We start from the raw sequence: 22164 nt of genomic DNA on the forward strand, positions 1-22164 counted from the left end.
GTGGCGCCCAGCGCGTGCAGCACAGGCCGAGGGACTCGGCCGGACAAGGAGAGCGCATGAACATCGGTGTCGGCCTGCCCGCCCATGTCCGCGACGGCATCGACGGCGACACGGTGGTCGCGTGGGCCGAACGCGCCGAGGCCAGGGAGTTCGCCACGCTCACCGCCGGCGACCGGCTCGTCCACTCGACGCCGGAGCCGCTGATCACGCTCACCGCCGCCGCCGCCGTGACGTCGCGCATCCGGCTCGCCACCGCCGCCCTGGTCGCCCCGGTGCGCGCCAACCACGCCCTGTTCGCGACGCAGGCCGCCACCCTGGACAACATCGCCGGACCGGGCCGGCTGCGCCTCGGCCTGGAGCCCGGGCTGCGGGAGGACGACTACGAGGCGTCCGGCGTGAGCTTCGCCGCCCGCGGCCGGACCTTCGACGCGCAGCTGCGCACCCTGAAGCGGGTGTGGGCGTCGGGCGTCGGACCGGCCCCCGCCACGCCGGGCGGCCCGGAGCTGATGTTCGGCGGGATGTCCCAGGCGACGCTGCGGCGCATCCGCACGCTCGGCGGCGGCTGGTGCGCCGCCGACTGCTCCCCGGACGAGTTCGGACGGTTCGCCGCGCTGGCGCGCCGGGCCTGGAGCGACGGCGGGCACCGCGGCGAGCCGCCGATGTCGGTGTCGGTGATGTTCGCGCTCGGTCCCGACGCCGAGGCGCGCGTCAGCGCCGAGCTGCGCGCCTACTACGCCTACGTCGGCGAGGAATGGCTCCAGGAGACGGTCGACCGGGCGTGCACCGACGAGAAGGGCGTCCGGACGGCCGCCGAGCAGTTCGAGGGGGCGGGCTGCCAGGAGGTGGTGTTCACCGCGAACAACCGCGACCCCGAGCAGGTCGACCTGCTCGCCGACGCGCTCGGCCTCTAGCCGCGCGGGCTCGGTCTCCGGGCCCGGCTCCGGCCGTCCGCGAAAGGGCTTTGAGGGCCTCTCAAGCGGACGCGATCACAGTGATGGTGCCAACCGGCGCTGTGCTCCGAAAGGCCGGAGAGGGAGGGGACCTGATGACGCGTCGAGTCGTGATCACCGGGGTCGGTGTGCGCGCCCCGGGCGGACCGGGGCGCGAGGAGTTCTGGGACCTGATGATGTCCGGCCGGTCCGCGATCCGCCGCATCTCGTTCTTCGACGCCGGGATCTTCCGGTCCCGGATCGCGGGCGAGTGCGACTTCGACGCCGCGGCCGAGGGGTTCACCCCTCGGGAGCGGCGGCGGATGGACCGTGCCTCGCAGTTCGCGGTCGCCTGCACGGCCGAGGCCCTCGCCGACAGCGGGTTCGAGGTGGAGCGGGCCGGGCCGCACCGGGTGGGCGTGTCCCTCGGGAGCGCGGTGGCCGCCGCGACCAGCCTGGAACGCGAGTACCTCGTGCTGTCGGACTCGGGACGGCACTGGGAGATGGATCCCGGCTACCTGTCCCCGCACATGCACGGCTACCTCGCGCCCGACGTCATGGCCGCGGAGGTGGCCTGGCACGTGGGCGCCGAGGGGCCGGTGACGCTGGTGTCGGACGGCTGCACCTCGGGCCTGGACGCGGTCGGGCACGCCGCCGACCTCATCCGCGAGGGCAGCGCCGACGCGATGATCGCGGGCGCCACGGACACGCCGATCACCCCGATCGTGGTCGCGTCCTTCGACGCGATCAAGGCGACGACGACCCGCAACGACACGCCCGAGGAGGCGTCCCGGCCGTTCGACGCGACCCGGGACGGCTTCGTCCTCGCCGAGGGCGCGGCCATGTTCGTCCTGGAGGAGCTGGAGCACGCGCGCCGCCGGGGCGCGCACGTCTACGCGGAGATCGCCGCCCACGCGACCCGGCTGAACGCCTACCACATGACCGGCCTCAAGACCGACGGCCGGGAGATGGCGGAGGCGATCAGGACCGCGCTCGACGAGGCGCGCGTCGACCCGTCCGACATCGGCTACGTCAACGCCCACGGGTCGGGGACGAAGCAGAACGACCGGCACGAGACGGCCGCGTACAAGCGGGCGCTGGGCGAGCACGCCTACAAGGTGCCGGTCAGCTCCATCAAGTCCATGATCGGGCATTCGCTCGGCGCGATCGGCTCCATCGAGCTGGCCGCGTGCGCCCTCGCGATCGACCGGGGCGGCATCCCGCCCACGGCGAACCTGGAGTTCGTCGACGGCGAGTGCGACCTCGACTACGTCCCGAAGGTGGCCAGGGAGGAGCGGGTGGAGAACGTCCTCAGCGTCGGCAGCGGGTTCGGCGGGTTCCAGACCGCCGTGCTGCTGCGGTCCCTTCGGCGGGAGTCCCGGTGAGCGCGGCGGAGAGCGGCGGCGACCCGCGCGGGACGGCGGTGTGGATCACGGGCGTCGGCGTCGCCGCGCCGACCGGGATCGGCGCGGCGGACCACTGGGACGCCACGCTGCGGGGGCGGAGCGGCATCGCGCCGCTCACCCGGTTCGACACCGGCGGATACCCGTCGGTGCTCGCCGGGCAGGTCACCGGCTTCGACCCGGAGGCGCACCTGCCGAAGCGCCTGCTGCCCCAGACCGACGTCTCCACCCGGCTGGCGCTCACCGCGGCGGCCGAGGCCATCGCGGACGCCCGGCTCGACACCGGCTCGGTCGAGGACTACGACATGGGGATCGTCACCTCCAACGCGACGGGCGGGTTCGAGTTCACCCACCGGGAGTTCCGCAAACTGTGGCGGCAGGGGCCGTCGTTCGTCAGCGTCTACGAGTCGTTCGCCTGGTTCTACGCGGTGAACACCGGCCAGATCTCCATCCGGCACGGGCTGCGCGGGCCCGGCAGCGCGTTCGTCGCCGACCACGCGGGCGGGCTCGACGCGCTCGGGCACGCGCGGCGGCTCATCCGCAAGGGGACGCCGGTCGTCGTCGCGGGCGGGACCGACTCCGCGCTCGACCCCTGGGGGTACGCCTCGCACATCGCCGGCGGCCAGATCACGCGGGAGAGCGATCCCGCCCGCGCCTACCTGCCGTTCGACGCGGGCGCGGCGGGCCACGTCCCCGGGGAGGGCGGGGCGCTGCTCGTCCTGGAGAGCCGGGCGAGCGCGGAGGCCCGGGGAGCGGCGCCGCGGGCGGAGGTCGCCGGCTACGCCACGGGCTTCGACCCGGCCCCCGGCCGGGGGAGGCCGCCCGTCCAGCGGCGCGTCATCGAGTCCGCGCTCGCCGACGCCGGGATCGGGCCCGGCGACGTCGACGCGGTCTTCGCCGACGCCGCCGCGGTGCCCGCCGCCGACGCCGCGGAGGCGCGGGCCGTCCGCGAGGTCTTCGGCCGCAACGGCGTCCCGGTGACCGCGCCGAAGGCGCTGGTCGGACGGCTCGGGTCGGGCGGCGGCCCGCTGGACGTCGCGACCGCCGCCGCCGCGCTGGACGCGCAACTGATCCCGCCCACGGGGGCCGACTGCCGGGTGCCCGACTCCTACGGCATCGACCTCGTCCGGCTCGTCCCGCGCCCGGCGCCGCTGCGCGCCGTCGTGGTCCTCGCCCGCGGGCTGCGCGGGTTCGCCAGCGCGGTCGTGCTCCGCACGGCCGGCGCGCACTGACCGCACGCGTCACGCACCTCGCACCCCGCACCCTTCACCTCGTACCTCGCGAAAGGAGATCATCATGCGGGAAATCCGGTTCGCCGACCTTCGCCGCCTGCTCGTGGAGAGCGCCGGTGAGCTCGACGGCGTCGAGCTCACCGAGGACGTCATCGACGAGCCGTTCGACTCGATCGGCTACGACTCCCTGGCGCTGATGGAGACGGCGGCGGCGGTGAGCAAGGAGTACGGCGCGGACATCCCCGACGACTCGCTGGGGGACGTCGAGACCCCGCGCCAGTTCCTCGAACTCGCCAACGCGGCTCTCGTCGCGTCCTGAAAGCCCGGAAGAAAAGCCCGGAAGAAGGTGCCGCACCAATGAGCACGCCCCTCCGATCCACCGTCCACCAGCGGGACGTCCGGGCGCCGGCCGGACGCGTGTACCCGCTCATCGCCGACGCCTCCCTCTGGCCCGCCGTCTTCGCGCCCACCGTGGCGGTCCACCACCTCCTCAAGGGCGAGCGCGAGGAGCGCTTCCGGATCTGGGCGCTCGTCAACGGCGCGGTGTCCGGCTGGACGTCGCGCCGCGCCCTCGACCCGGACGGGCTCCGGGTGACGTTCGAGCAGGAGCGCAGCCGTCCGCCCGTCCTGTCGATGTCGGGGTCCTGGACGGTGCGGCCGAGCGGCCCCGACCGCAGCACGGTCGAGTTGCGGCACGAGTTCGTCCTCGACGATGGTCCCGCCGAGGGGCACGAGGCGTACCTCCGCGCGCTCGACGGCAACAGCGAGCGCGAGCTGGCGGCGCTCGCCGAGGTCGCCGAGATCGGCGACGCCCTCGACGTGGCGCTGCAGACCTTCGAGAGCGCCGTCACCGTGCGGGCCGGGGCCGAGGAGGTGTACGAGTTCGTCGCCCGCGCCGACCTGTGGCCCGAGCGGCTGCCGCACGTCCGCGACGTCCAGCTCCGCGAGGACGGCCCGGGAATCCAGGACCTCGACATGGAGACGATCACCGTGGACGGCGGCACCCACCGCACCCGTTCGCACCGCGTCTGCGAAAGGCCCGCGTGGATCGCCTACAAGCAGGTGGTCCTCCCGGAGACGCTCCGGGGGCACAGCGGCGTCTGGTCCTTCCAGGACGACGGCAAGGGATGGGCGACCGCCGTCTCGCGGCACACCGTCCTGCTGGACCCGCGGCACGCGACGCCCGAGGAGCGCGACCGCGTCCGCGCGCTGCTGGAGAAGAACAGCCAGGCGACCCTCCTGCACGCCACGTCCTTCGCCGGTCAGGACGCCTGATGGACGCGCGGGCCGACGTCCGGGCCGACGTGGTGGAACTGGGTCCGGGGCTGTTCGCCTACGTCCAGCCCGACGGCGGCTGGTGCCTCAACAACTGCGGCATCGTCGCCTTCGGGGACGGCGCCCTCCTCGTCGACACCGTGGCCACCGAACGGCGGGCGCACGCGCTGCGCGCCGCCGTCGACGCCCTGGCCCCGGGCCCCCTCCGCACGATCGTGAACACGCACCACCACGGCGACCACATCTTCGGCAACTTCGTGTTCGACGCCGAGGTGATCGCCCATGAGCGGGCGGTGGACGAGATCGCCGACACCGGGCTCGGGCTGACCGGGCTGTGGCCGGACGTCGAGTGGGGCGACATCAGGCTCGTCCCGCCGACGACCACCTTCTCGGACCGGCTCACCCTGCGGGCGGGGGAGCGCGTCGTGGAACTGCACCACGTCGGTCCCGCCCACACGACCAACGACGTGGTGGTGTGGCTGCCCGAGGAGCGGGTCCTCTTCACCGGGGACACGGTGCTCAGCGGCTGCACGCCCTTCACCGTGATGGGCTCGGTCGCGGGCTCCATCACGACGATGGAGCGGCTGCGCCGCTTCGGGGCGACGACCCTGGTCTGCGGCCACGGCCCGGTCTGCGGCCCCGAGGCGATCGACGAGACCGAGGAGTACATGGCCTGGGTCACGGGCCTCGCCGAGCGGGGCCGGGCCCGCGGCGACGACCCGCTGCGGACGGCCCGCGCCGCCGACCTCGGCCGCTGGGCCGGCCTCACCGACCCGGAGCGGCTCGTGGCCAACCTCCACCGGGCCTACGCCGAACTCGACGGCGCCGCCCCCGGCGCCCCGCTCGACGTGGTCTCGATCTTCGGGGAGGTGGTCGAGTTCAACGGCGGGCGGCTCCCCGCCTGCGCGGCGTGACGGCCCGGCGTCCGGGCGCGCGGCCCGCCCCCTCGCCCGCCGCGCGCCCGAACCCGCCGGTCAGCGCCTCTTGCCGACGCCGATCTGCATGAGGTCGCGGCCGGGCACGACCGGCCCGGCGAAGTCGCGGCCCGCGCGGCGCCACCGCCCGTCCGGGAGGTGGCCGGGCGAGAAGTGGTTGAGGACGAGCCTGCCCGCCCCCGCCCGCCGCGCCACCTTCCCGACCTGCTCGATGGTGGTGTGGGAGCCGATCATGTGGTTGATGTAGCCGTCCTTGGTCTCCTGCGGGACGGGCAGCGCCGCGATGCTCTGCTCCACCCACGCCTGGTCGATCACCTCGTGGACGAGGACGTCGCAGCCCCCGGCGAGGTCGACCAGGTTGTCCGAGACCGTGGTGTCGCCGGAGAACACCACCGAGCCGTCGTCGGTGTCGAACCGGAAGCCGAACGCGGGGAACATCTGCCCGTGGTCGACGAGCGTCGCGGTCACGCGCACCCGGTCGTCCTCGAAGACGGGGATGGGCCGGTTCAGGCGCGGGATCTTCCGGCCGGGCGCTGCGCCGTCCGGCAGCGCGATGTCGTGCGCCTTCACCCGGGCCGTGATCGCCGGGGAGCCGGTGTCGAAGAGCCGGTCGTTGAAGTCGGTGGCGAACGCGGCGACCAGGGACGCGGTCATGTCGACCGTCCCGGGCGTGGGCGCGGCCGGGTTCACCGGGTCCGGCGTGGGCCGGGCGGGCGGGAACACCGCCGGGAGGGCCCCGCGCCGCCCCGGCCCGAAGACCTGGACGGGCCGGTCGTCCCGGCCGAGCCCGCCGCCGCAGATCCCGTAGAGCAGCAGGCCCGGGTAGTCGGCGACGTGGTCGGAGTGCAGGTGGGTGAGGAACACGGCGCGCAGCTCGCCGAGGTCGTTCTTGCCGTCGCCGGGCCCGAGCAGCCCGGCGTCGCGGAAGTTGTGGACGGACGAGTTCCCGCAGTCGACCAGGTAGATGGCGTCGCCGACGACGAGGGCCGAGGAGACGCCGTCCCGGTCCGACCCCTTCCACCAGATGGGCCCGCCGGCGGTGCCGAGCAGGACGAGCCGCGTCCGGTACCCCTTCGCGGCCGGGGCGGCGGGCGGCGCCGCCGACGCCGTACCGGTCAGGACGCCGGACACGGTCATCGCGCCGGCCGCCACCCCGGCGGAGCGCAGCAGCCCCCGGCGGGACAGCCGCGGGCGGGGCTCCCCGCACGACTCCTCGCGGGCCCCTTCGCGGAACTCTTCTCGGGACTCTTCGCACATGGTGGGACGACCTCTTCCTTCGCTGGGGGTGGTCGGAGGCATGCGGCGAGACGGTCGCCGACGACCGGCGAGGGGCGACAATCTCTGTAGCAATCACTACGGAGATTGGCGTGACCCTACGGCCGATCGAGGCGCGCTGGCAAGACCCCCCGCGTGCCGTCCAGGTAGGCGAGGACCGCCCGGACGCGGCGGTGGCCGGAGTCGTCCGGGGCCAGGCCGAGCTTGGCGAAGATGTTGCCGACGTGCTTGTGGACGGCGTTGTCGGAAATGCGCATCCGCTCGGCGATGGCCGCGTTGTCGTGGCCCTGCGCCATCAGCGCGAGGGACTCCCGCTCGCGGGCCGTGAGGGCGTCGAGCGGCTCGCCGGGCCGGGCGAGGAGCTGGGCGATCACCTCGGGGTCCATGGCGGTGCCGCCGGAGGCGACGCGGCGCAGCGCGTCGATGAACTCGGCCACCCGCCCGATGCGGTCCTTGAGCAGGTAGCCGATGCCGCCGCGCCCGTCGGAGAGCAGCTCGCCCGCGTACTCGCGCTCGACGTACTGCGACAGCACGAGGACCGGCAGCGCGCCGTGCTCGCGCCGGGCCCGCAGCGCGGCGTGGATCCCCTCGTCGCGGAAGGCCGGCGGGAGCCGCACGTCCACGATGGCGATGTCGGGACGGTGTTCGGCGACGGCGGCGAGGAACGCCGGGCCGTCCCGGACGACCGCCGCCACCTCGCAGCCCTTCGACGCGAGCAGCAGCTCCAGCCCGCTGGACAGCAGGACGTTGTCCTCCGCGATCACGACCCGCACGGCGCCGCAACCTCCGGAACGATCGCTACACGGACGGCGAGGGTGGTGGGGCCGCCCGGCGGGCTGTCGAGGCGGACGGAGCCGTCCAGCGCGGCGACCCGCCGCCGGATCCCGGTGATCCCGGTGCCGCGCGCCTCGTCGGCGCCGCCCCGCCCGTCGTCGGTCACCTCGATGGCCAGCACGTCGCCCGCGCGCTCGACCCGGACGTCCGCGCGGGTGGCGGCGGCGTGCCTGGCCACGTTCGTCAGCGCCTCGGAGATCACGTAGTAGGCCACCGCCTGCACGGCCGCCGGGAGCCCGTCCAGCCCGGCGCGCTCGACCCGGACCGGCACGCCGGACCGGGCGGCGAGCGCGGCCAGCGCGCCGTCCAGGCCCCGGTCGGCGAGGATCGGCGGGTAGATCGTCCGGAGCACCGCGCGCAGCTCGGCCATCGCCTCCTCCGCCGTGTCGTGCGCCTGCCCGATCAGCGCCGCGACCGCGTCCGGGTCGTCCGCGAGCGACTCGCGGGCGACGCCGAGCTGCATGGCGATGGCTGCGAGGCGCGCCTGCGTCCCGTCGTGGAGGTCGCGTTCGATCCGCTGGAGCTCCGCGCCGTGCGCGTCGACCACCCCGACCCGGCTCCTGGTCAGCGCGTCGACCCGTGCGGTCAGCCGGTCGCGGGCCGAGGGCGCGAGCACCGCCAGGCACATCCGCGCGTGCAGCCGCGCCAGCGCCGGGAGCGCCCACCATGCCGCCGCGCCGAGCACGGCGAGCTGCGCGGACCCCGCGGCCAGCGCGGTCGTCCACCCGTCCACGCGGACGTCGCCGACCGAGAACAGGGTGGGACGCGCGCCGGCGGGGAACGCCCACCACGACGTCATCGCGACGACGGCGACCACGATGTTGCCGAGGCACACCAGGGCGGCGAGGCCGAGGGGGAACCCGGCGGCGACGTGCGCGACCGCCCAGGCGAGGTTCCGGTGCGTCCGGCCCTCGGCCGGGACGCCGAGGAGCCGCGCCGCCCGCCGCCGGTGCCAGTCCGCCCAGCCCCGCGCCACGGGCGGCGCGAGCAGCACCGGCGGCGCGAGCACCGTGGCCACGGCGGTGACCAGCGTGCCCAGCAGGTAGGCCGAGCCGCGGAATGCCCGGTCGCGCATGCGCGCCCCCTCCCTCCCGACGCCGGGTTGGAGATCATTGTCCGCCGCCGGTCCTCGCCGGGCACTACAGCGGGCTGTAGTACGGCGCCTGCGGCTGGCCGTATCGGACGGGACGCCCGCCGCGCCTAGCGTCCTCGGCCATGAAACCGAGATCCGTGCTGACCCGGCTCGTGCCGGTCGCCGCACTCATCGCGCTGTCCGCCGCCGTCGCGCCGCTGAGCGGGGCCGAGGGCGGTTCGCGTCCACCGCTCCACTGGAAGCGCTGCGCCCAGGGGCGCGGCGACACGCTCGGCCGCGAGCTCGACAAGGCGGGCGCGCGGTGCGCGGAGGTCGCCGTCCCGCTCGACCACTCCAAGCCGGGCGGACGCACGATCACGCTCGCGCTGTCGCGCATCCGCGCCAAGGACCGCGCCCACCGGATCGGCACCCTGGTGCTCAACAACGGCGGCCCCGGCGAGCCGACCCTCGGCATGCCCCTGGACGTGCGCACGGCCATGAAGGACGTCGCCGACCGCTACGACCTCGTCGGCCTCGACCCGCGCTTCGTCGGGCGCAGCACGCCGCTCGACTGCGGCTGGCCCGTCGGCATGTGGCTCCGGTCGGCGGGCGCGACCCGCGCCCGGTTCGACCACCAGGCGGCGGTGCAGCGCGACCTCGCCGAGCGCTGCGCCCGCCGCCACGCCGACGTGCTCCCGTACGCGAACACGCGCGACACGGCCCGGGACATCGACCTCGTACGGCGCGTCCTCGGGGAGCGGCGGATCTCGTTCCTCGGCTACTCCTACGGGAGCTACCTGGGCGCGGTCTACACCCAGATGTTCCCCGGACGCACCGACCGGGTCGTCCTGGACAGCGCGGGCGACCCGGACGCGTGGGGCGCGCGGGCGCTGCGCGGCACCGAGGACGAGGCGGAGCGCGCCCTGCGCGGCTGGGCGGCGTGGGCCGCCGAACGCCACGGCGCCTACGGCCTCGGCGCCACCCCCGCCGAGGTGCTCGCGACCGTGGACGGGATCGTCGCCGCGGCTGAGGAGCGCCCGCTGCGCGTCGGCCGGTACGAGGTGGACGACCAGGCCGTCCCGTACCTGCTGTCGGTCGGCCCAGGGGACGACCGTCCGGCGGGCCGCGCGGAGTTCGCGGCCACCGTCCGGACGCTGTACGCGGCGGCGCGCCGCCGTCCGGCCGACCCCGGCCCCGAACTCGACGGCTTCCTCGCGTTCGTCCTCACCAGCGAGGGCTCCCCGCTCGCGAGCCCGGCCGCGGCGATCACCTGCGGCGACCGCGCCGTGCCGCGCGACCCGGACGCCTACTGGGACGACGTCCAGCGCAGCCGGGCGCTCCACCCCCTCTTCGGACCGCTCAAGAACAACATCTGGCCGTGCGCGTTCTGGCCGAACGGCCCGCGCGAGGCCCCGACGCGCATCGGCAACGCGACTCCGACGCTGATCGTGTCCGCGACCGGCGACACCGCCACGACCTACGCGGGCAGCCGGGCCATGCACCGGGCGCTGACCGGCTCGCGCCTGCTCACCCTGCGCGGCGCCACCGCCCACGGGATCTACGGCGAGTACGGCGACGCCTGCGTGGACACGGCGGTCAACGCCTACCTGGCCACCGGCCTCCTCCCGGCCGCCGACCCGACCTGCGACGCCGGGACGGCCTAGGGTTCACCGGGTGAAGGTCCGCTCGCTCGGTTTCCGCACCGATCTGCTGGTTCGCCGCCTGGCCGGGGCGACCGTCGTCGATCACCCGTCTCACCGGGTGGTCCGGACGCCCGCCAATCCGTTCTTCTGGTGGGGCAACTTCGTGCTCGTGGCGCCCGGCGCGCTGCGCGACGCCCCCGGCCTGTTCGCGGCGGAATTCCCGAACGCGTCCCACGTGGCCATCGGCGTGGACACGACCGAGGGCGGAACGGTCCGGCGCGCGGAGTGGGAGGGGCTCGGAATGGACGTCGAGATCGACTCGGTCCTGACGGCGTCGTCCCTGCGTGCTCCCGCGCGACCGGCGCGAGCGGACCTGCGGCCGCTGGCCGGGGACGACTGGGAGCGGGTGGCGCGGTTGCGGCACGCGTGCGAGGGGCCGGAGCCGTCGCGCGAGCACGCCGCCTTCCTGGCGGCGAAACTCGCCGAGGAGCGGCGGCTGTGCGAGGCGGGCGCCGCCACCTGGTTCGGCGCCTTCGTGGACGGCGAACTGCGCGCGGGCCTCGGCGTCGTCCGCGACGGCCGGGGCGTCGCGCGCTACCAGCGCGTCGAGACCCATCCGGAGTTCCGGCGCCGCGGGCTGGCGTCGTCACTCGTCCATCACGCCGGAACGGACGCGATGGCCCGGGGAGCGCGGACGCTCGTGATCGTCGCCGAGCCGCGGGGCCCGGCGATCGGCGTCTACCGGTCGCTCGGTTTCGTCGAATCGGAGCGGCAGGTCAAGGTCTCGGCCGGGGTGTAGAGGACCTCGCGGGCCTCCTCGGCGGCGCGGTAGAGGCTCTCGGTGACGAAGTCGAGGAAGCGGGCGGCGTTCTCCAGGCGGGCGGCGGCCGGGGTGCCGGGGCCGAGGACGGCGACGCCCTGGCGCGCGGCGTCGGCGAACTGGCCGTTGGAGCGGGCGCTGCGGATCATCGACTGGTACCACAGGTCGTCGTCCACGACGTAGCGGTCGCGGCGCCGCTCGTCGCGCCGGCGGCGGACCAGTTCGAGGTTCTCCAGGAACGTGATCGCCTTGGAGACGGACGCCGGGCTGACCCGCAGCCGCTCCGCCAGCTCGGCCGCGGTGAGGCTCCCCGAGTCGGTGGTGTAGAGGCACGCCAGCACGCGGGCCATCATCTTCGGCAGGCCGGACGTCATGAAGACGGTGGTGAGCAGGTCGGTGTACTCGCGCACGGCCGCGGCGTCGCGCCCGTCGGGCCGCTCGGCCGCCGCCGCCCCGCGCGGCGCGGCCCGCCCGCGCCGGTGGGCGCGGCGCTCGGTGGCGTGGTGGGCGAGGTCGGCGCGGTAGCCGGTGGGCCCGCCGTTGCGCATCACCTCGCGGGTGACCGTCGAGGTCGGGCGGTCGAGCCGCCGGGCGATCTCGGCGTAGGGGAGGCCGTCGGCGAGCCCCGCCGCGATCTGGCGGCGGTCCTGCTGGGTGAGCCTGCCTCCCGGCATCGCGATCTCCTCCGTCACGGTCGCGGACGCCTCCACCATAGCGTTCACCTTCTCCTCATTGCAATGGACGGCGGACCGTCATTGCGTTAAGCGCGAAGGCTGTTGCAACACTTCTAAGGCTACTACCTGCTTAGATGTTCAGTCTGTGCAACGTGTTGCTTGCAGAGATTTGGAACGCAACGTAGCGTTTTCGACATTGGAAACAGCGAGCGCAAGGAGCGCACGATGCAGAGGTTCGACACCCCCGACCCGATCTCCGCCGTCGTCGAGATCCCCGCCGGACGCGTCCGGTTCATCGCCGCCGACCGGGCCGACAGCGCCGTCGAGGTCCTCCCGGCGAACGCCGCCAAGGGACGCGACGTGAAGGCCGCCGAGCAGACCGCGGTCGACTTCGGCGACGGGGTCCTGCGGATCAAGGCCGCGCCCGGCGGGCGGGCGCTCGGCCAGTCCGGGGCCGTCGAGGTGACGGTCAAGCTGCCCGCCGGTTCCCACGTCAAGGCGACGACCGGCGCGGCCGAGCTCCGCGCCGTCGGACGCCTCGGCGACGTCGTCTTCGACGGCGCCTACCGCAGCGTCAGGATCGACGAGGCGGCGGACGTCCACCTCACCGCCTCCGACGGCGACGTCGAGGTCGGACGCCTGACCGGCTCGGCCGACATCAGCACCATGCGCGGCGACATCACGATCACCGAGGCCGCGGGCGGCAAGGTCGTGTTGCGCACCCGGTCCGGCGACATCTCGATCGGCGCCGCCGCCGGGGTCTCGGCCGCCCTGGACGCGGGCACCGCCTACGGCCGCATCGACAACGCCCTCAAGAACGACGGCGCCCCCCGGCTCGACATCCGCGCCACCACCTCCCACGGCGACATCACCGCCCGCAGCCTCTGAGGAGCAGAACCATGACGAACCTGGCCATAGCGGCGAACGGGCTGCGCAAGTCCTTCCCCGGCAAGGACGGCGCCAAGGTCGTGCTCGACGGCATCGACCTGGCCGTCCCCGAGGCGACGATCTTCTCCCTGCTCGGGCCGAACGGCGCGGGCAAGACGACCACCGTCCAGATCCTGTCCACCCTGCTCCGCGCCGACGCCGGAGAGGTCAGGGTCGCCGGGTTCGACCTGGCCCGCCAGGCGGACGACGTGCGCGGCGCGATCGGCGTCACCGGGCAGTACTCGGCCGTCGACAAGCTGCTGACCGGCGAGGAGAACCTGCTCCTGATGGCCGACCTCCGGCACCTGTCCCGCCGCGACGGCAGGCGCAGGGCGGCCGGGCTGCTGGAGCGCTTCGACCTCGTCGACGCGGCGCGCAAGCCCGCCGGAACCTACTCGGGCGGCATGCGGCGCCGCCTCGACCTGGCGATGACCCTGGTCGGCGACCCGCGCCTGATCTTCCTGGACGAGCCCACCACCGGCCTCGACCCGCGCAGCCGCCGCACCATGTGGGGCATCGTCCGGGAACTGGTCGCGGGCGGCGTCACCGTCTTCCTCACCACCCAGTACCTGGACGAGGCCGACCGCCTCGCCGACCACATCGCCCTCCTCGACGACGGACGGCTGATCGCCGAGGGCACCGCCGAGGAGCTGAAGCGGCTCGTCCCCGGCGGCCACGTGTCCCTGCGGTTCCCCGACGACGACGCGCTGAAGGACGCGCTCGACGCCCTCGGCCGCGGCTTCGTGGACCCGTCCGACGACGACCGGCTCACCCTGCAGGTCCCGTCGGACGGCGGGGTCGCGTCGCTGCGCGAGCTGCTCGCCCGGCTGGACGCGGCGGGCGTCGAGCCGTCCGGCCTCGGCGTCCACACGCCCGACCTCGACGACGTCTTCCTCACCCTCACCGGCCGCGACACCGGCCGGACCACGGATCAGACCACGGAGGTCTCCCGATGAGCGCCCTCGGTCTCGCGGCCCGCGACTCGTCCACGATGGTCCGGCGCCAGCTCAAGCGCCTGGTCCGCTACCCGTCCATGACGGTGCAGCTCGTCGTCACGCCGGTCGTCCTGCTGCTGCTGTTCGTCTACGTCTTCGGCGGCACGCTCGGCGCGGGCATCGGCGGCGGACGCGACGCCTACGTCGACTACGTCGTCCCCGGCATCCTGCTCATGGCGGCGACCATGGCCGCGACCGGAACGGCGGTGATGGTCGCCACCGACATGACGGAGGGCATCATCGCCCGTTTCCGCACCATGCGGATCTCGCGCGCATCCGTCCTCACCGGACATGTGGTCGCGAGCGTCATCCAGCAACTCGTCGGCATGGCCGTCGTCGTCGGCGTCGCCCTGGCGGTCGGCTTCCGTCCCGACGCCACCGTCGTCGAATGGCTGGCGGCCGCCGGGCTGCTCACCCTGTTCGTCGTGGCGATCACGTGGCTGTCGGTCGCGCTCGGGCTGAAGTCCCCGACGCCGGAGGCGGCCAGCAACGCGCCGATGCCCCTCGTGTTCCTGCCGTTTCTCGGCAGCGGGTTCGTCCCGACCGACTCGATGCCGACCGTGCTGCGCTGGTTCGCCGAATACCAGCCGTTCACGCCCATCATGCAGAGCGTCCGGGGCCTGCTGCTCGGAACGCCGATCGGCGACGACGCCGCCATCGCCGTCGCGTGGTGCGCCGGAATCGGCGTCGCCTCCTATCTCTGGGCCAAGCACACCTACAACAAGGCCTGAGGGTGAACGCGGCGTGAAGAGGCACCAATGAACGAGCCATGATCGGGTAAAGGGTCGGCATGCGAATCGGTGTGCTCGACGTGGGTTCCAACTCCGCTCATCTCAAGGTGGTGGACCTCGCCGTCGGCGCGCCGCCGGGCCCGGTGACCACGGTCAAACGCCCGACCCGGCTGGCCGAGGCGATCGACCCCGAGGGGGCGGTGGAGAAGACGGCGGTCGACCGGCTGGTCGCGTCGGTCGGGGAGGCCGTGTGCGCCGCCGCCGCGCACGGCGTCGAGGAACTCGTCTCGTTCGCGACCTCGGCGGTGCGGGACGCCGCCAACCAGGAGGAGATCGTCGCCCGCGTCGCGGCGTCGACCGGCGTGCGGCTCGGCTTCCTGTCCGGACGGGACGAGGCGCGGCTGACGTTCCTCGCCGCCCGCGCCTGGTACGGCTGGTCGGCCGGGCGGCTGCTGCTCGCCGACATCGGCGGCGGCTCGCTGGAGATCGCCCACGGCGACGGCCAGGAACCGGCGCTGGCGCTGTCGCTGCCGCTCGGCGCGGGGCGGCTCACCCGCGCGCACCTGCCGGGGGACCCGCCGTCCCGCAAGCACGTGCGCCGGCTCCGCCGCCAGGTGTACGAGCGGCTGGCCGAGACGTCCGCCGAGGTGAGGCCGGGCCTGGAGGGGGAGCGTCCGGTCCGGGCGGTCGCGACGTCGAAGACGTTCACGCAGCTCGCCAGGCTGACCGGGGCGCCCAAGCGCAAGGCGGGCCCGTACGCGCGGCGCGTGCTGGACGTGGACCGGCTCCGCGAGCAGATCCCCGTCCTCGCGGCGAAGCGCGCGGCGGCCCGCGCGAAGCTGCGCGGGGTGTCGCGGCCGCGGGCCCCGCAGATCCTCGCCGGCGCGATCGTGGCCGAGGCGCTGATGACGACCCTGGAGGTCGACCGGGTCGACATCTGCCCGTGGGCGATCCGCGAGGGCCTGATCGTCCGGCGCCTCCAGGCGATGACCGACCCGGCGGCGGCCGACGACGAGACCGCGCGGCTCACCCAGGCCGTCCCCGCCACCGCGGCGCGGCCGCGCCCGGCGCCCGTCCGCACCGGCTGACCGCCCGGCCCGGACGGCGTCCCCGCTGGTCGGCGCCGGGCATGTTTCCCGGCCGCGTGTCGAGGCAGGAGACCCCCGCCCAGAGGGAGGGGGCGCGCATGGCAGACATCGACCGCATAGCCGATCCGTGGGGGACGAGGACGCCGTACGGCCCGGGGGACGAGTGGCCCGCCCGGGTCGACTCCTTCCTGGAGAAGGACGTGGCGCCCGGCGACGTCGACCGGTGGGTGCCGACGGCGTCGATCCTGCACTCCAACGGCGACGGGATGGACCTGGCCGTCAAGGACGGCCGCCTCGTCGGGGTCCGCGGCCGCCCCGGCGACCGGGTCAACCGCGGACGCCTCGGCCCGAAGGACCTGTACGGCTGGCAGGCGGGCCGGTCGCCCGACCGGCTGACCAGGCCGCTGGTGAGGCGGCACGGCGCGCTGGTGGAGACCGACTGGGACACCGCCATGGACGCGGTCGTCCAGCGCAGCCGCGCCCTGCTCGACGAGCGGGGCCCGTCCGCGCTCGGCTTCTACACCACCGGGCAGCTGTTCTGCGAGGAGTACTACACGCTGTCCGTCATCGCCCACGCCGGGATCGGCACCAACCACCTGGACGGCAACACCCGGCTGTGCACGGCGACGGCGGCCGCCGCGCTGAAGGAGTCGTTCGGCTGCGACGGGCAGCCCGGCTCCTACACCGACATCGACCACGCGGATGTCATCGCGCTCTTCGGGCACAACATGGCCGAGACGCAGACCGTCCTGTGGATGCGAGTCCTGGACCGGCTCGCGGGCCCCGACCCGCCCCGCGTGATCTGCGTCGACCCCCGGACGACGCCCGTGGCGCGGGCGGCGGGCCTCCACCTCGCGCCCCGTCCGGGCACCAACGTGGCGCTGATGAACGGGCTGCTGCACGAGGTCATCGCGGCCGGTCACATCGACCGCGCCTACATCGACGCGCACGTGGTCGGCTACGAGGAGCTGGAGAAGCGCGTCCAGGAGTACCCGCCCGGCCGCGTCGCGGAGATCTGCGGCGTCCCCGCCGGGCTGGTCCGCGAGGCCGCGCGGACGCTGGGCAACGCCGAGCGGCTGCTGTCGACGGTGCTCCAGGGCTTCTACCAGTCGCACCAGGCGACGGCGGCGGCCGTGCAGGTCAACAACCTGCACCTCATCCGGGGGATGCTGGGGCGTCCCGGGTGCGGCGTCCTGCAGATGAACGGGCAGCCGACCGCGCAGAACACCCGCGAGTGCGGCGCCGACGGCGACCTGCCCGGCTTCCGGAACTGGGCCAACGACGAGCACGTCGCCGACCTCGCCCGGATCTGGAACGTGGAGCCGAAGCGGATCCCGCACTACGGGCCGCCGACCCACGCCATGCAGATCTTCCGGTTCGCCGAGCAGGGCTCCCTCCGCTTCCTGTGGATCAGCGGGACGAACCCGGCGGTGTCGCTGCCGGAGCTCTCGCGAGTGCGCGAGATCCTGGCGCAGGAGCGGCTGTTCGTCGTCGTCCAGGACATCTTCCCGACCGAGACCACCGAGCTGGCCGACGTCGTCCTGCCCGCCGCGACCTGGGGCGAGAAGACCGGGACGTTCACCAACGCCGACCGGACCGTCCACCTGTCGGAGAAGGCCGTCGAACCGCCCGGCGAGGCGCGCCCGGACCTCGACATCTTCCTGGACTACGCGTCCCGCATGGGCTTCACCGACAAGGACGGCGCGCCCCTCGTCGGCTGGACGGACCCCGAGTCGGCGTTCCGGGCCTGGCAGGAGTGCAGCCGTGGACGCCCCTGCGACTACACGGGGCTCAGCTACGACCGGCTGCGCGGGGCGGACGGCGTCCAGTGGCCGTGCGACGCGGAGCACCCGGACGGCACCGAGCGCCTCTACACCGACGGGCGGTTCTGGGCCGCGCCCGACCGCTGCGAGAGCTACGGCCGCGACCTGCTCACCGGGACGCCCGTGGAGCCGGTGGAGTACCGGTCGCTCAACCCGTCCGGGAAGGCGGTCGTCAAGGCCGCCGGGTACGTCCCGCCGCACGAGGAGCCGGACGGCGAGCACCCCTACCACCTGATCAACGGCCGGACGGTGTACCACTTCCACACCAGGACCAAGACCGGGCGCGTCCCGCGGTTGCGGGACGCCGCGCCGGACGTGTGGGTGGAGATGTGCGCGGCCGACGCCGCGTCCCACGACCTGCGCGAGGGCGACCTCGCCGAGATCTCCAGCCCGCGCGGCGTCGTGCACGCGAAGGTGCGGATCGTCGAGGTCCGGGAGGGCGTCCTCTTCCTGCCCTTCCACTACGGCTACTGGGACGCGCCCGCGGGCGCCGAGCCGACCCGCGCCGCCAACGAGCTGACGGTCACCGACTGGGACCCCGCGTCCAAGCAGCCGCTGTTCAAGGTCACCGCCGCCCGCGTCCGGCGGCTCGAAGGGGAGGAGCGGCGATGAACAAGATCGGGCTGCTGTTCCGGGAGCTGCACCGCAGCGAGCGCGGGCTCGCCCAGGAGCTGCTGCGCGTGTCCGAGCGGCACGTCGCCGACCATGAGATCCACCACATCGGCCGCGACCTGGCCGCCTGGTCGCGGCGGCACCTGCGGGAGCTGGCCGAGGTCGGCGGCTCGTACGGGGTGCACCTCGGCGCGGACCCCGCGCTGGAGAGCGGGCTCGGCTCGATGCTCCGGGAGAGGGGCGGGCGGCTGGTCGCGCACCACGCCGCCCCCGGCCTGCTCCTGCTCCGCGACCTGCGGGAGGTCCACGTGCGGGCGGCCGGGGTGTCGGTCGACTGGGAGCTGCTCGCGCAGGCCGCCCAGGCGTTGAAGGACGACACGCTGCTCGCGCTGGCCCAGCGCTGCCACCCCGACACGCTGCGGCAGATGCGGTGGGCCAACGCCCACCTCAAACAGCTCAGCCCGCAGATCCTCGCGGGCTGACCGGACGGTTGAACGGACAATTACGTCGTATCGGGGCGTATGGGGCGCGCGTGAGCGGGTACCGCAACGGGGCGTCAACGTGACGGAGGAGATGATGACCGTTCAGCAGGCCGCGACCCGGGGGCCCGCCGCGCGAGCGGAGGTTCCGGTCCTGCCCGGAGCGCGGGGCCCGCTGTCGCGGGCCGTCATGGATGCCCTGACCGGCGGACCGCCGGGCCCGTCCGATGTACTCGCGGCCGTCGCGTCGGCCGACCCCTACGGTGAGGATCTGCACATCGCCCTGCACACCTGCTTCGAACTGCACTACCGGGGGTTCGCCGACGTCGACCCCGACCGGGAGTGGGACCCGGACCTGCTGCGCCTGCGCGGCGCGATGGAGGCCGTGTTCCTGGACGCCCTGCGCCGCGACACCGACCTCCGCGATCCCGACCGCCTTGACCCCGGCGACGTGGACGGCGCCCTGGAGGAACTCCTGGTCGAGCCCGTCGACGGGCACGGCGTCACCCACTTCCTCCAGGACGAAGGGGAGCGGTGGCACCTGCTGGAGCACGCCGCGCACCGGTCGGTGTACCACCTGAAGGAGGCCGACCCGCACGCGTGGGTCGTCCCGCGCCTGCGGGGCCGGGCCAAGACGGCGCTGGTGGCGGTGGAGCACGACGAGTTCGGCGGCGGCCGTCCGGAGATGATCCACCAGGGCCTCTACGCCGACCTCCTGGACGACCTCGGCCTCGACTCCTCCTACGGCGCCTACGTGGACGCGGCCCCGGCGGTGATGCTGGCCACGGTGAACATGATGTCGCTGTTCGGGCTGCGGCGGTCGCTGCGCGGCGCGCTGGTCGGCCACTTCGCCGCCGCGGAGATCACCACGGCGCCGTCCGCGCGGCGGATGGCGCGGGCCCTGGAGCGCCTCGGCGGCGGCCCCCGCGCGCTCCTGTTCTACACCGAGCACATCGAGGCGGACGCCGTCCACGAGCAGGTGCTGCGGCACGACGTGGTCGGCGGGCTGCTGGCCGACGAGCCGGAGCTCGCGCCGGACGTCGTGCTCGGCGTCCGCGCCACGAGCCTCCTGGAGGACCGCCTCGCCGACCACCTCCTGGGCCGCTGGCGCGCGGGCCGCACGTCGCTGCGCCGCGCCCTGCCGGGGACGGTGGGCCGGTGATGCTGCTCCGTCCTCCGGGGGTGTACCGCCCGCAGTCCGACACGCGGCTGCTGGCGGAGGCGTTGCGCGGCACGGGCGTCCACCCGGGCGCGCGGGTGCTGGAGCTCGGGACCGGGACCGGCGCGGTCGCGGTCGCCGCGGCCCAGGTCGGCTGCGAGGTCGTCGCGGTGGACGTGTCCGCGCGGGCGGTGCTGGCGGCGCGGATCAACGCGAGGGTGCGCGGCCTGCGCGTGCGGGTGCTGCGCGGCGACCTGTTCGCGCCGGTCGCGGGCGAGGTGTTCGACGTGATCGTCGCCAACCCGCCCTACGTGCCGGGCGACGCCGACCCGGCGGCGGCGAGGGGCCGCGCCCGCGCGTGGGAGGCGGGCGACGGCGGCCGGATGCTCCTGGACCGCATCTGCCAGGCCGCCCCGCGCCACCTGGCCCCGTCCGGGACGCTCCTGGTCGTGCACTCGGCGCTGAACGGCGTGGCCGCGACGCTGGTGGCGCTGCGCCGGGCGGGGATGCGGGCCTCGGTGGTGGCCCGGCACCGCGAGCCGTTCGGGCCGGTGATGCGCGGCCGGGCCGACCTCCTCACGGCGCGGGGGCTGCTGCGCCCGGGCCAGGGCCACGAGGACCTCGTGGTCGTGCGCGCCGACCGGATCACGACGACGGGACGGGAGCATGACGGCGAACGCCCGGCCGCCTGAGCGCAGGGACGCGCGGCGCGTGCGGGTCGTCCCCGGCGGGCCGGTGCTGGTGGAGGGCCCCGTCGAGGTCGTCCTGGACGACGGCACGACGGTGACGTCCGACCGGTTCCTCGTGGCGCTGTGCGCGTGCCGCCGCAGCCGCGCGTTCCCGTTCTGCGACACGAGCCACCGCCGCCGCGTCCGCGCCGGCCCGCCGGACGACCGGAGACGTCCGGCGCCCGACTGACCGGACACGGGAAGTCGGCGGCGGCCCCCGGTCCTCAGCTCCCGATGCGCTGGGCGAGCAGCTCCTTGCCCTGCTTCGCGCCCTTGCGGCTGTCGGACTGCGCGCGGCGGAACAGGTCGGCGAGCTGGTCGTCGCCCTCCCGCTCGGCGTCGGCGATGTAGACCTCCAGGCGCAGCGCGTTGCTGAGGCACTGCTCGACGTACCAGATCAGGTTGTAGTCCTTGTCCTTGGTGCCGGTGACCTCGCCGGTCTCCGCATGCGCCGTCACCATCACGACCTCCTGGTGTTCCTCGGGATTGGGTTCGTCGGCGGTGCTACCCGACGCATCCGCCCCTACGCGGATTCGCCCCCGCGATTCGCCCCCGCGAATGGCGGGGGCGGGCGCGGGTAGCACGCGGTTCTACGACGGGGCCCCGGGACGGAAGGCGGTCGGCGGCGGATGCGGGTGCTGGTGACCGGCTGGCCGAGCTTCGTGCACGGCGAGGCCACGGCGGGCGACGTCCTCGCGATGGAGGCGGTGCGGCGGGGCCTCGCCGCCGCCCGCGTCGAGTCCGACCTCGCGTGGAGCCCCGTCTTCAGGCCGGACGGCCTGGACCTCGCGCACGCCGACCCCGGCCGCTACACCCACCTCGTGTTCGCCTGCGGCCCGCTGCGCGGCCCGCAGATCGAGGAACTCCACCGCCGGTACGCCCGCTGCGTCCGGGTCGCGGTCGGGGTCTCCGTCGTCGACCCGGACGACCCGGCGGTCCGGGGCTTCGACGCGGTCCTCGCGCGGGACGCGCCCGCGACGGCGCCCCGGCCGGACCTCGCGGGCGGCGTCGCGACGCCGCCCGTGCCCGTCGTCGGCGTCGTCCTCGCGCCCGGCCAGGCCGAATACGGGACGCGGCGGCGGCACGCCGGCGTCCAGCGGGAGCTGACCGGCTGGCTCGCCGCCCGCGAATGCGCGCGGCTGCCCCTCGACACCCGGCTCGACCCGCGCGACTGGCGCCTGTTCCGCACCGCCGCCGAACTGGAGTCGGCCGTGCGCCGGCTCGACCTGGTGGTGACGACGCGGCTGCACGGGCTCGTCCTGGCGCTGAAGAACGGCGTCCCGGCGCTGGCCGTGGACCCGGTGGCGGGCGGCGCGAAGGTGGCGGCGCAGGCGCGGGCCTGGTCGTGGCCCGCCGTCGTGACCGTCCCGGAGGCCGCGGGGACGCCGCCGCTGGACCCCGCCGACCTCGACCGGTGGTGGGAGTGGGCGCTGTCCCCGGAGGGCCGGGCGCGGGCGGCCGCGCCGCCTCCGCCCGACCTCCTCGTCGGCGAACTCCTGGCCGCCCTCGGCCTCCGCTGAGGGCGCTCGC

At 74.8% G+C, this 22164-nt stretch carries 23 protein-coding genes; 18 read left to right on the forward strand and 5 right to left on the reverse strand.

The genetic code is table 11. The features are described 5' to 3' along the window. Window positions 1-56: 56 nt before the first annotated feature. The 6 genes from ACH01S_RS32645 to ACH01S_RS32670 all read left to right on the forward strand — a co-directional run bounded on the left by ACH01S_RS32645 (window position 57) and on the right by ACH01S_RS32670 (window position 5753). A complete protein-coding gene (locus ACH01S_RS32645) occupies window positions 57-911 on the forward strand; it encodes an LLM class flavin-dependent oxidoreductase (protein WP_067900679.1) in 855 nt (284 codons plus the stop codon). A gap of 134 nt (window positions 912-1045) precedes the next feature. Beyond that, entirely contained in the window at window positions 1046-2314 is a 1269-nt protein-coding gene (locus ACH01S_RS32650) for a beta-ketoacyl-[acyl-carrier-protein] synthase family protein (RefSeq protein ID WP_067900683.1), read from the forward strand. Beyond that, window positions 2311-3564, forward strand: coding sequence for a beta-ketoacyl synthase N-terminal-like domain-containing protein (locus tag ACH01S_RS32655; RefSeq protein ID WP_067900687.1), 1254 nt, complete (start codon window positions 2311-2313; stop codon window positions 3562-3564). The genes ACH01S_RS32650 and ACH01S_RS32655 overlap by 4 nt, the downstream gene beginning before the upstream one ends. A gap of 64 nt (window positions 3565-3628) precedes the next feature. Further along, entirely contained in the window at window positions 3629-3883 is a 255-nt protein-coding gene (locus ACH01S_RS32660; RefSeq protein WP_067900690.1) for an acyl carrier protein, read from the forward strand. 38 nt (window positions 3884-3921) lie between these two features. Next, entirely contained in the window at window positions 3922-4839 is a 918-nt protein-coding gene (locus ACH01S_RS32665) for an aromatase/cyclase (RefSeq protein WP_067900694.1), read from the forward strand. Continuing rightward, a complete protein-coding gene (locus tag ACH01S_RS32670; RefSeq protein ID WP_067900698.1) occupies window positions 4839-5753 on the forward strand; it encodes an MBL fold metallo-hydrolase in 915 nt (304 codons plus the stop codon). Before ACH01S_RS32665 ends, ACH01S_RS32670 begins: the two co-directional genes overlap by 1 nt. A gap of 60 nt (window positions 5754-5813) precedes the next feature. Here ACH01S_RS32670 and ACH01S_RS32675 read toward each other — a convergent pair whose 3' ends face one another. From ACH01S_RS32675 to ACH01S_RS32685, 3 genes are all read right to left on the reverse strand, one after another. Further along, on the reverse strand, window positions 5814-7031 hold the full coding sequence (locus ACH01S_RS32675; RefSeq protein WP_218010477.1) for an MBL fold metallo-hydrolase: 1218 nt from the start codon (window positions 7029-7031) through the stop codon (window positions 5814-5816). Window positions 7032-7147: 116 nt separating this feature from the next. Further along, entirely contained in the window at window positions 7148-7822 is a 675-nt protein-coding gene (locus ACH01S_RS32680) for a response regulator transcription factor (RefSeq protein WP_067900701.1), read from the reverse strand. Further along, window positions 7810-8958, reverse strand: a complete 1149-nt coding sequence (locus tag ACH01S_RS32685; RefSeq protein ID WP_067900702.1) for a sensor histidine kinase — start codon at window positions 8956-8958, stop codon at window positions 7810-7812. Before ACH01S_RS32685 ends, ACH01S_RS32680 begins: the two co-directional genes overlap by 13 nt. A gap of 140 nt (window positions 8959-9098) precedes the next feature. On the opposite strand from ACH01S_RS32685, the gene ACH01S_RS32690 reads away from it, so the two are divergent. Continuing rightward, a complete protein-coding gene (locus tag ACH01S_RS32690; RefSeq protein ID WP_067900705.1) occupies window positions 9099-10619 on the forward strand; it encodes an alpha/beta hydrolase in 1521 nt (506 codons plus the stop codon). A 10-nt stretch (window positions 10620-10629) separates the two neighbouring features. Beyond that, window positions 10630-11397 (forward strand): GNAT family N-acetyltransferase, encoded by a 768-nt coding sequence (locus ACH01S_RS32695; protein ID WP_067900708.1) that lies wholly within the window; start codon window positions 10630-10632, stop codon window positions 11395-11397. Here the strand turns inward: ACH01S_RS32695 and ACH01S_RS32700 are convergent. Further along, window positions 11337-12092 (reverse strand): GbsR/MarR family transcriptional regulator, encoded by a 756-nt coding sequence (locus ACH01S_RS32700; protein WP_067900835.1) that lies wholly within the window; start codon window positions 12090-12092, stop codon window positions 11337-11339. The genes ACH01S_RS32695 and ACH01S_RS32700 overlap by 61 nt on opposite strands. Window positions 12093-12317: 225 nt before the next feature. Between ACH01S_RS32700 and ACH01S_RS32705 the strand changes: the two genes are divergently transcribed. The 9 genes from ACH01S_RS32705 to ACH01S_RS32745 all read left to right on the forward strand — a co-directional run bounded on the left by ACH01S_RS32705 (window position 12318) and on the right by ACH01S_RS32745 (window position 20824). Beyond that, window positions 12318-12980, forward strand: a complete 663-nt coding sequence (locus ACH01S_RS32705; RefSeq protein WP_067900710.1) for a DUF4097 family beta strand repeat-containing protein — start codon at window positions 12318-12320, stop codon at window positions 12978-12980. An 11-nt stretch (window positions 12981-12991) separates the two neighbouring features. Continuing rightward, complete coding sequence (locus ACH01S_RS32710) at window positions 12992-13975, forward strand: ATP-binding cassette domain-containing protein (protein WP_067900712.1); 984 nt, start codon at window positions 12992-12994, stop codon at window positions 13973-13975. Then, entirely contained in the window at window positions 13972-14745 is a 774-nt protein-coding gene (locus tag ACH01S_RS32715; RefSeq protein ID WP_067900715.1) for an ABC transporter permease, read from the forward strand. The genes ACH01S_RS32710 and ACH01S_RS32715 overlap by 4 nt, the downstream gene beginning before the upstream one ends. A gap of 59 nt (window positions 14746-14804) precedes the next feature. Further along, entirely contained in the window at window positions 14805-15833 is a 1029-nt protein-coding gene (locus ACH01S_RS32720; RefSeq protein WP_067900718.1) for a Ppx/GppA phosphatase family protein, read from the forward strand. A gap of 98 nt (window positions 15834-15931) precedes the next feature. Beyond that, window positions 15932-18268 (forward strand): molybdopterin oxidoreductase family protein, encoded by a 2337-nt coding sequence (locus tag ACH01S_RS32725; protein ID WP_067900720.1) that lies wholly within the window; start codon window positions 15932-15934, stop codon window positions 18266-18268. Beyond that, window positions 18265-18750 (forward strand): hypothetical protein, encoded by a 486-nt coding sequence (locus ACH01S_RS32730; protein WP_067900723.1) that lies wholly within the window; start codon window positions 18265-18267, stop codon window positions 18748-18750. The genes ACH01S_RS32725 and ACH01S_RS32730 overlap by 4 nt, the downstream gene beginning before the upstream one ends. Before the next feature lie 79 nt (window positions 18751-18829). Next, window positions 18830-19909, forward strand: coding sequence for an iron-containing redox enzyme family protein (locus ACH01S_RS32735; protein ID WP_306303269.1), 1080 nt, complete (start codon window positions 18830-18832; stop codon window positions 19907-19909). Beyond that, window positions 19909-20598: a HemK2/MTQ2 family protein methyltransferase gene (locus tag ACH01S_RS32740; protein WP_174564931.1), complete on the forward strand. Its 690-nt coding sequence runs from the start codon at window positions 19909-19911 to the stop codon at window positions 20596-20598. Before ACH01S_RS32735 ends, ACH01S_RS32740 begins: the two co-directional genes overlap by 1 nt. Beyond that, a complete protein-coding gene (locus tag ACH01S_RS32745; protein ID WP_067900732.1) occupies window positions 20573-20824 on the forward strand; it encodes a CDGSH iron-sulfur domain-containing protein in 252 nt (83 codons plus the stop codon). Before ACH01S_RS32740 ends, ACH01S_RS32745 begins: the two co-directional genes overlap by 26 nt. 34 nt (window positions 20825-20858) lie before the next feature. On the opposite strand, the gene ACH01S_RS32750 is transcribed toward ACH01S_RS32745, so the two are convergent. After that, complete coding sequence (locus ACH01S_RS32750) at window positions 20859-21095, reverse strand: hypothetical protein (RefSeq protein WP_218010478.1); 237 nt, start codon at window positions 21093-21095, stop codon at window positions 20859-20861. Window positions 21096-21263: 168 nt separating this feature from the next. Between ACH01S_RS32750 and ACH01S_RS32755 the strand changes: the two genes are divergently transcribed. Further along, window positions 21264-22154: a polysaccharide pyruvyl transferase family protein gene (locus tag ACH01S_RS32755; protein ID WP_067900735.1), complete on the forward strand. Its 891-nt coding sequence runs from the start codon at window positions 21264-21266 to the stop codon at window positions 22152-22154. The last annotated feature ends 10 nt before the right edge of the window (window positions 22155-22164 follow it).

Source organism: Actinomadura chibensis NBRC 106107, assembly GCF_001552135.1.
GTDB lineage: Bacteria > Actinomycetota > Actinomycetes > Streptosporangiales > Streptosporangiaceae > Spirillospora > Spirillospora chibensis.

Excerpts from the sequence above, each read along its gene's own strand:
- ACH01S_RS32645 (WP_067900679.1), top strand. The coding sequence starts at position 57 with ATGAACATCGGTGTCGGCCTGCCCGCCCATGTCCGCGACGGCATCGAC.
- ACH01S_RS32720 (WP_067900718.1), top strand. The coding sequence starts at position 14,805 with ATGCGAATCGGTGTGCTCGACGTGGGTTCCAACTCCGCTCATCTCAAG.
- ACH01S_RS32715 (WP_067900715.1), top strand. The coding sequence starts at position 13,972 with ATGAGCGCCCTCGGTCTCGCGGCCCGCGACTCGTCCACGATGGTCCGG.
- ACH01S_RS32685 (WP_067900702.1), bottom strand. The coding sequence starts at position 8,958 with ATGCGCGACCGGGCATTCCGCGGCTCGGCCTACCTGCTGGGCACGCTG.
- ACH01S_RS32730 (WP_067900723.1), top strand. The coding sequence starts at position 18,265 with ATGAACAAGATCGGGCTGCTGTTCCGGGAGCTGCACCGCAGCGAGCGC.
- ACH01S_RS32755 (WP_067900735.1), top strand. The coding sequence starts at position 21,264 with ATGCGGGTGCTGGTGACCGGCTGGCCGAGCTTCGTGCACGGCGAGGCC.
- ACH01S_RS32740 (WP_174564931.1), top strand. The coding sequence starts at position 19,909 with ATGCTGCTCCGTCCTCCGGGGGTGTACCGCCCGCAGTCCGACACGCGG.
- ACH01S_RS32710 (WP_067900712.1), top strand. The coding sequence starts at position 12,992 with ATGACGAACCTGGCCATAGCGGCGAACGGGCTGCGCAAGTCCTTCCCC.
- ACH01S_RS32725 (WP_067900720.1), top strand. The coding sequence starts at position 15,932 with ATGGCAGACATCGACCGCATAGCCGATCCGTGGGGGACGAGGACGCCG.
- ACH01S_RS32670 (WP_067900698.1), top strand. The coding sequence starts at position 4,839 with ATGGACGCGCGGGCCGACGTCCGGGCCGACGTGGTGGAACTGGGTCCG.
- ACH01S_RS32650 (WP_067900683.1), top strand. The coding sequence starts at position 1,046 with ATGACGCGTCGAGTCGTGATCACCGGGGTCGGTGTGCGCGCCCCGGGC.
- ACH01S_RS32700 (WP_067900835.1), bottom strand. The coding sequence starts at position 12,092 with ATGCCGGGAGGCAGGCTCACCCAGCAGGACCGCCGCCAGATCGCGGCG.
- ACH01S_RS32750 (WP_218010478.1), bottom strand. The coding sequence starts at position 21,095 with ATGGTGACGGCGCATGCGGAGACCGGCGAGGTCACCGGCACCAAGGAC.
- ACH01S_RS32675 (WP_218010477.1), bottom strand. The coding sequence starts at position 7,031 with ATGTGCGAAGAGTCCCGAGAAGAGTTCCGCGAAGGGGCCCGCGAGGAG.
- ACH01S_RS32745 (WP_067900732.1), top strand. The coding sequence starts at position 20,573 with ATGACGGCGAACGCCCGGCCGCCTGAGCGCAGGGACGCGCGGCGCGTG.
- ACH01S_RS32690 (WP_067900705.1), top strand. The coding sequence starts at position 9,099 with ATGAAACCGAGATCCGTGCTGACCCGGCTCGTGCCGGTCGCCGCACTC.
- ACH01S_RS32665 (WP_067900694.1), top strand. The coding sequence starts at position 3,922 with ATGAGCACGCCCCTCCGATCCACCGTCCACCAGCGGGACGTCCGGGCG.
- ACH01S_RS32660 (WP_067900690.1), top strand. The coding sequence starts at position 3,629 with ATGCGGGAAATCCGGTTCGCCGACCTTCGCCGCCTGCTCGTGGAGAGC.
- ACH01S_RS32705 (WP_067900710.1), top strand. The coding sequence starts at position 12,318 with ATGCAGAGGTTCGACACCCCCGACCCGATCTCCGCCGTCGTCGAGATC.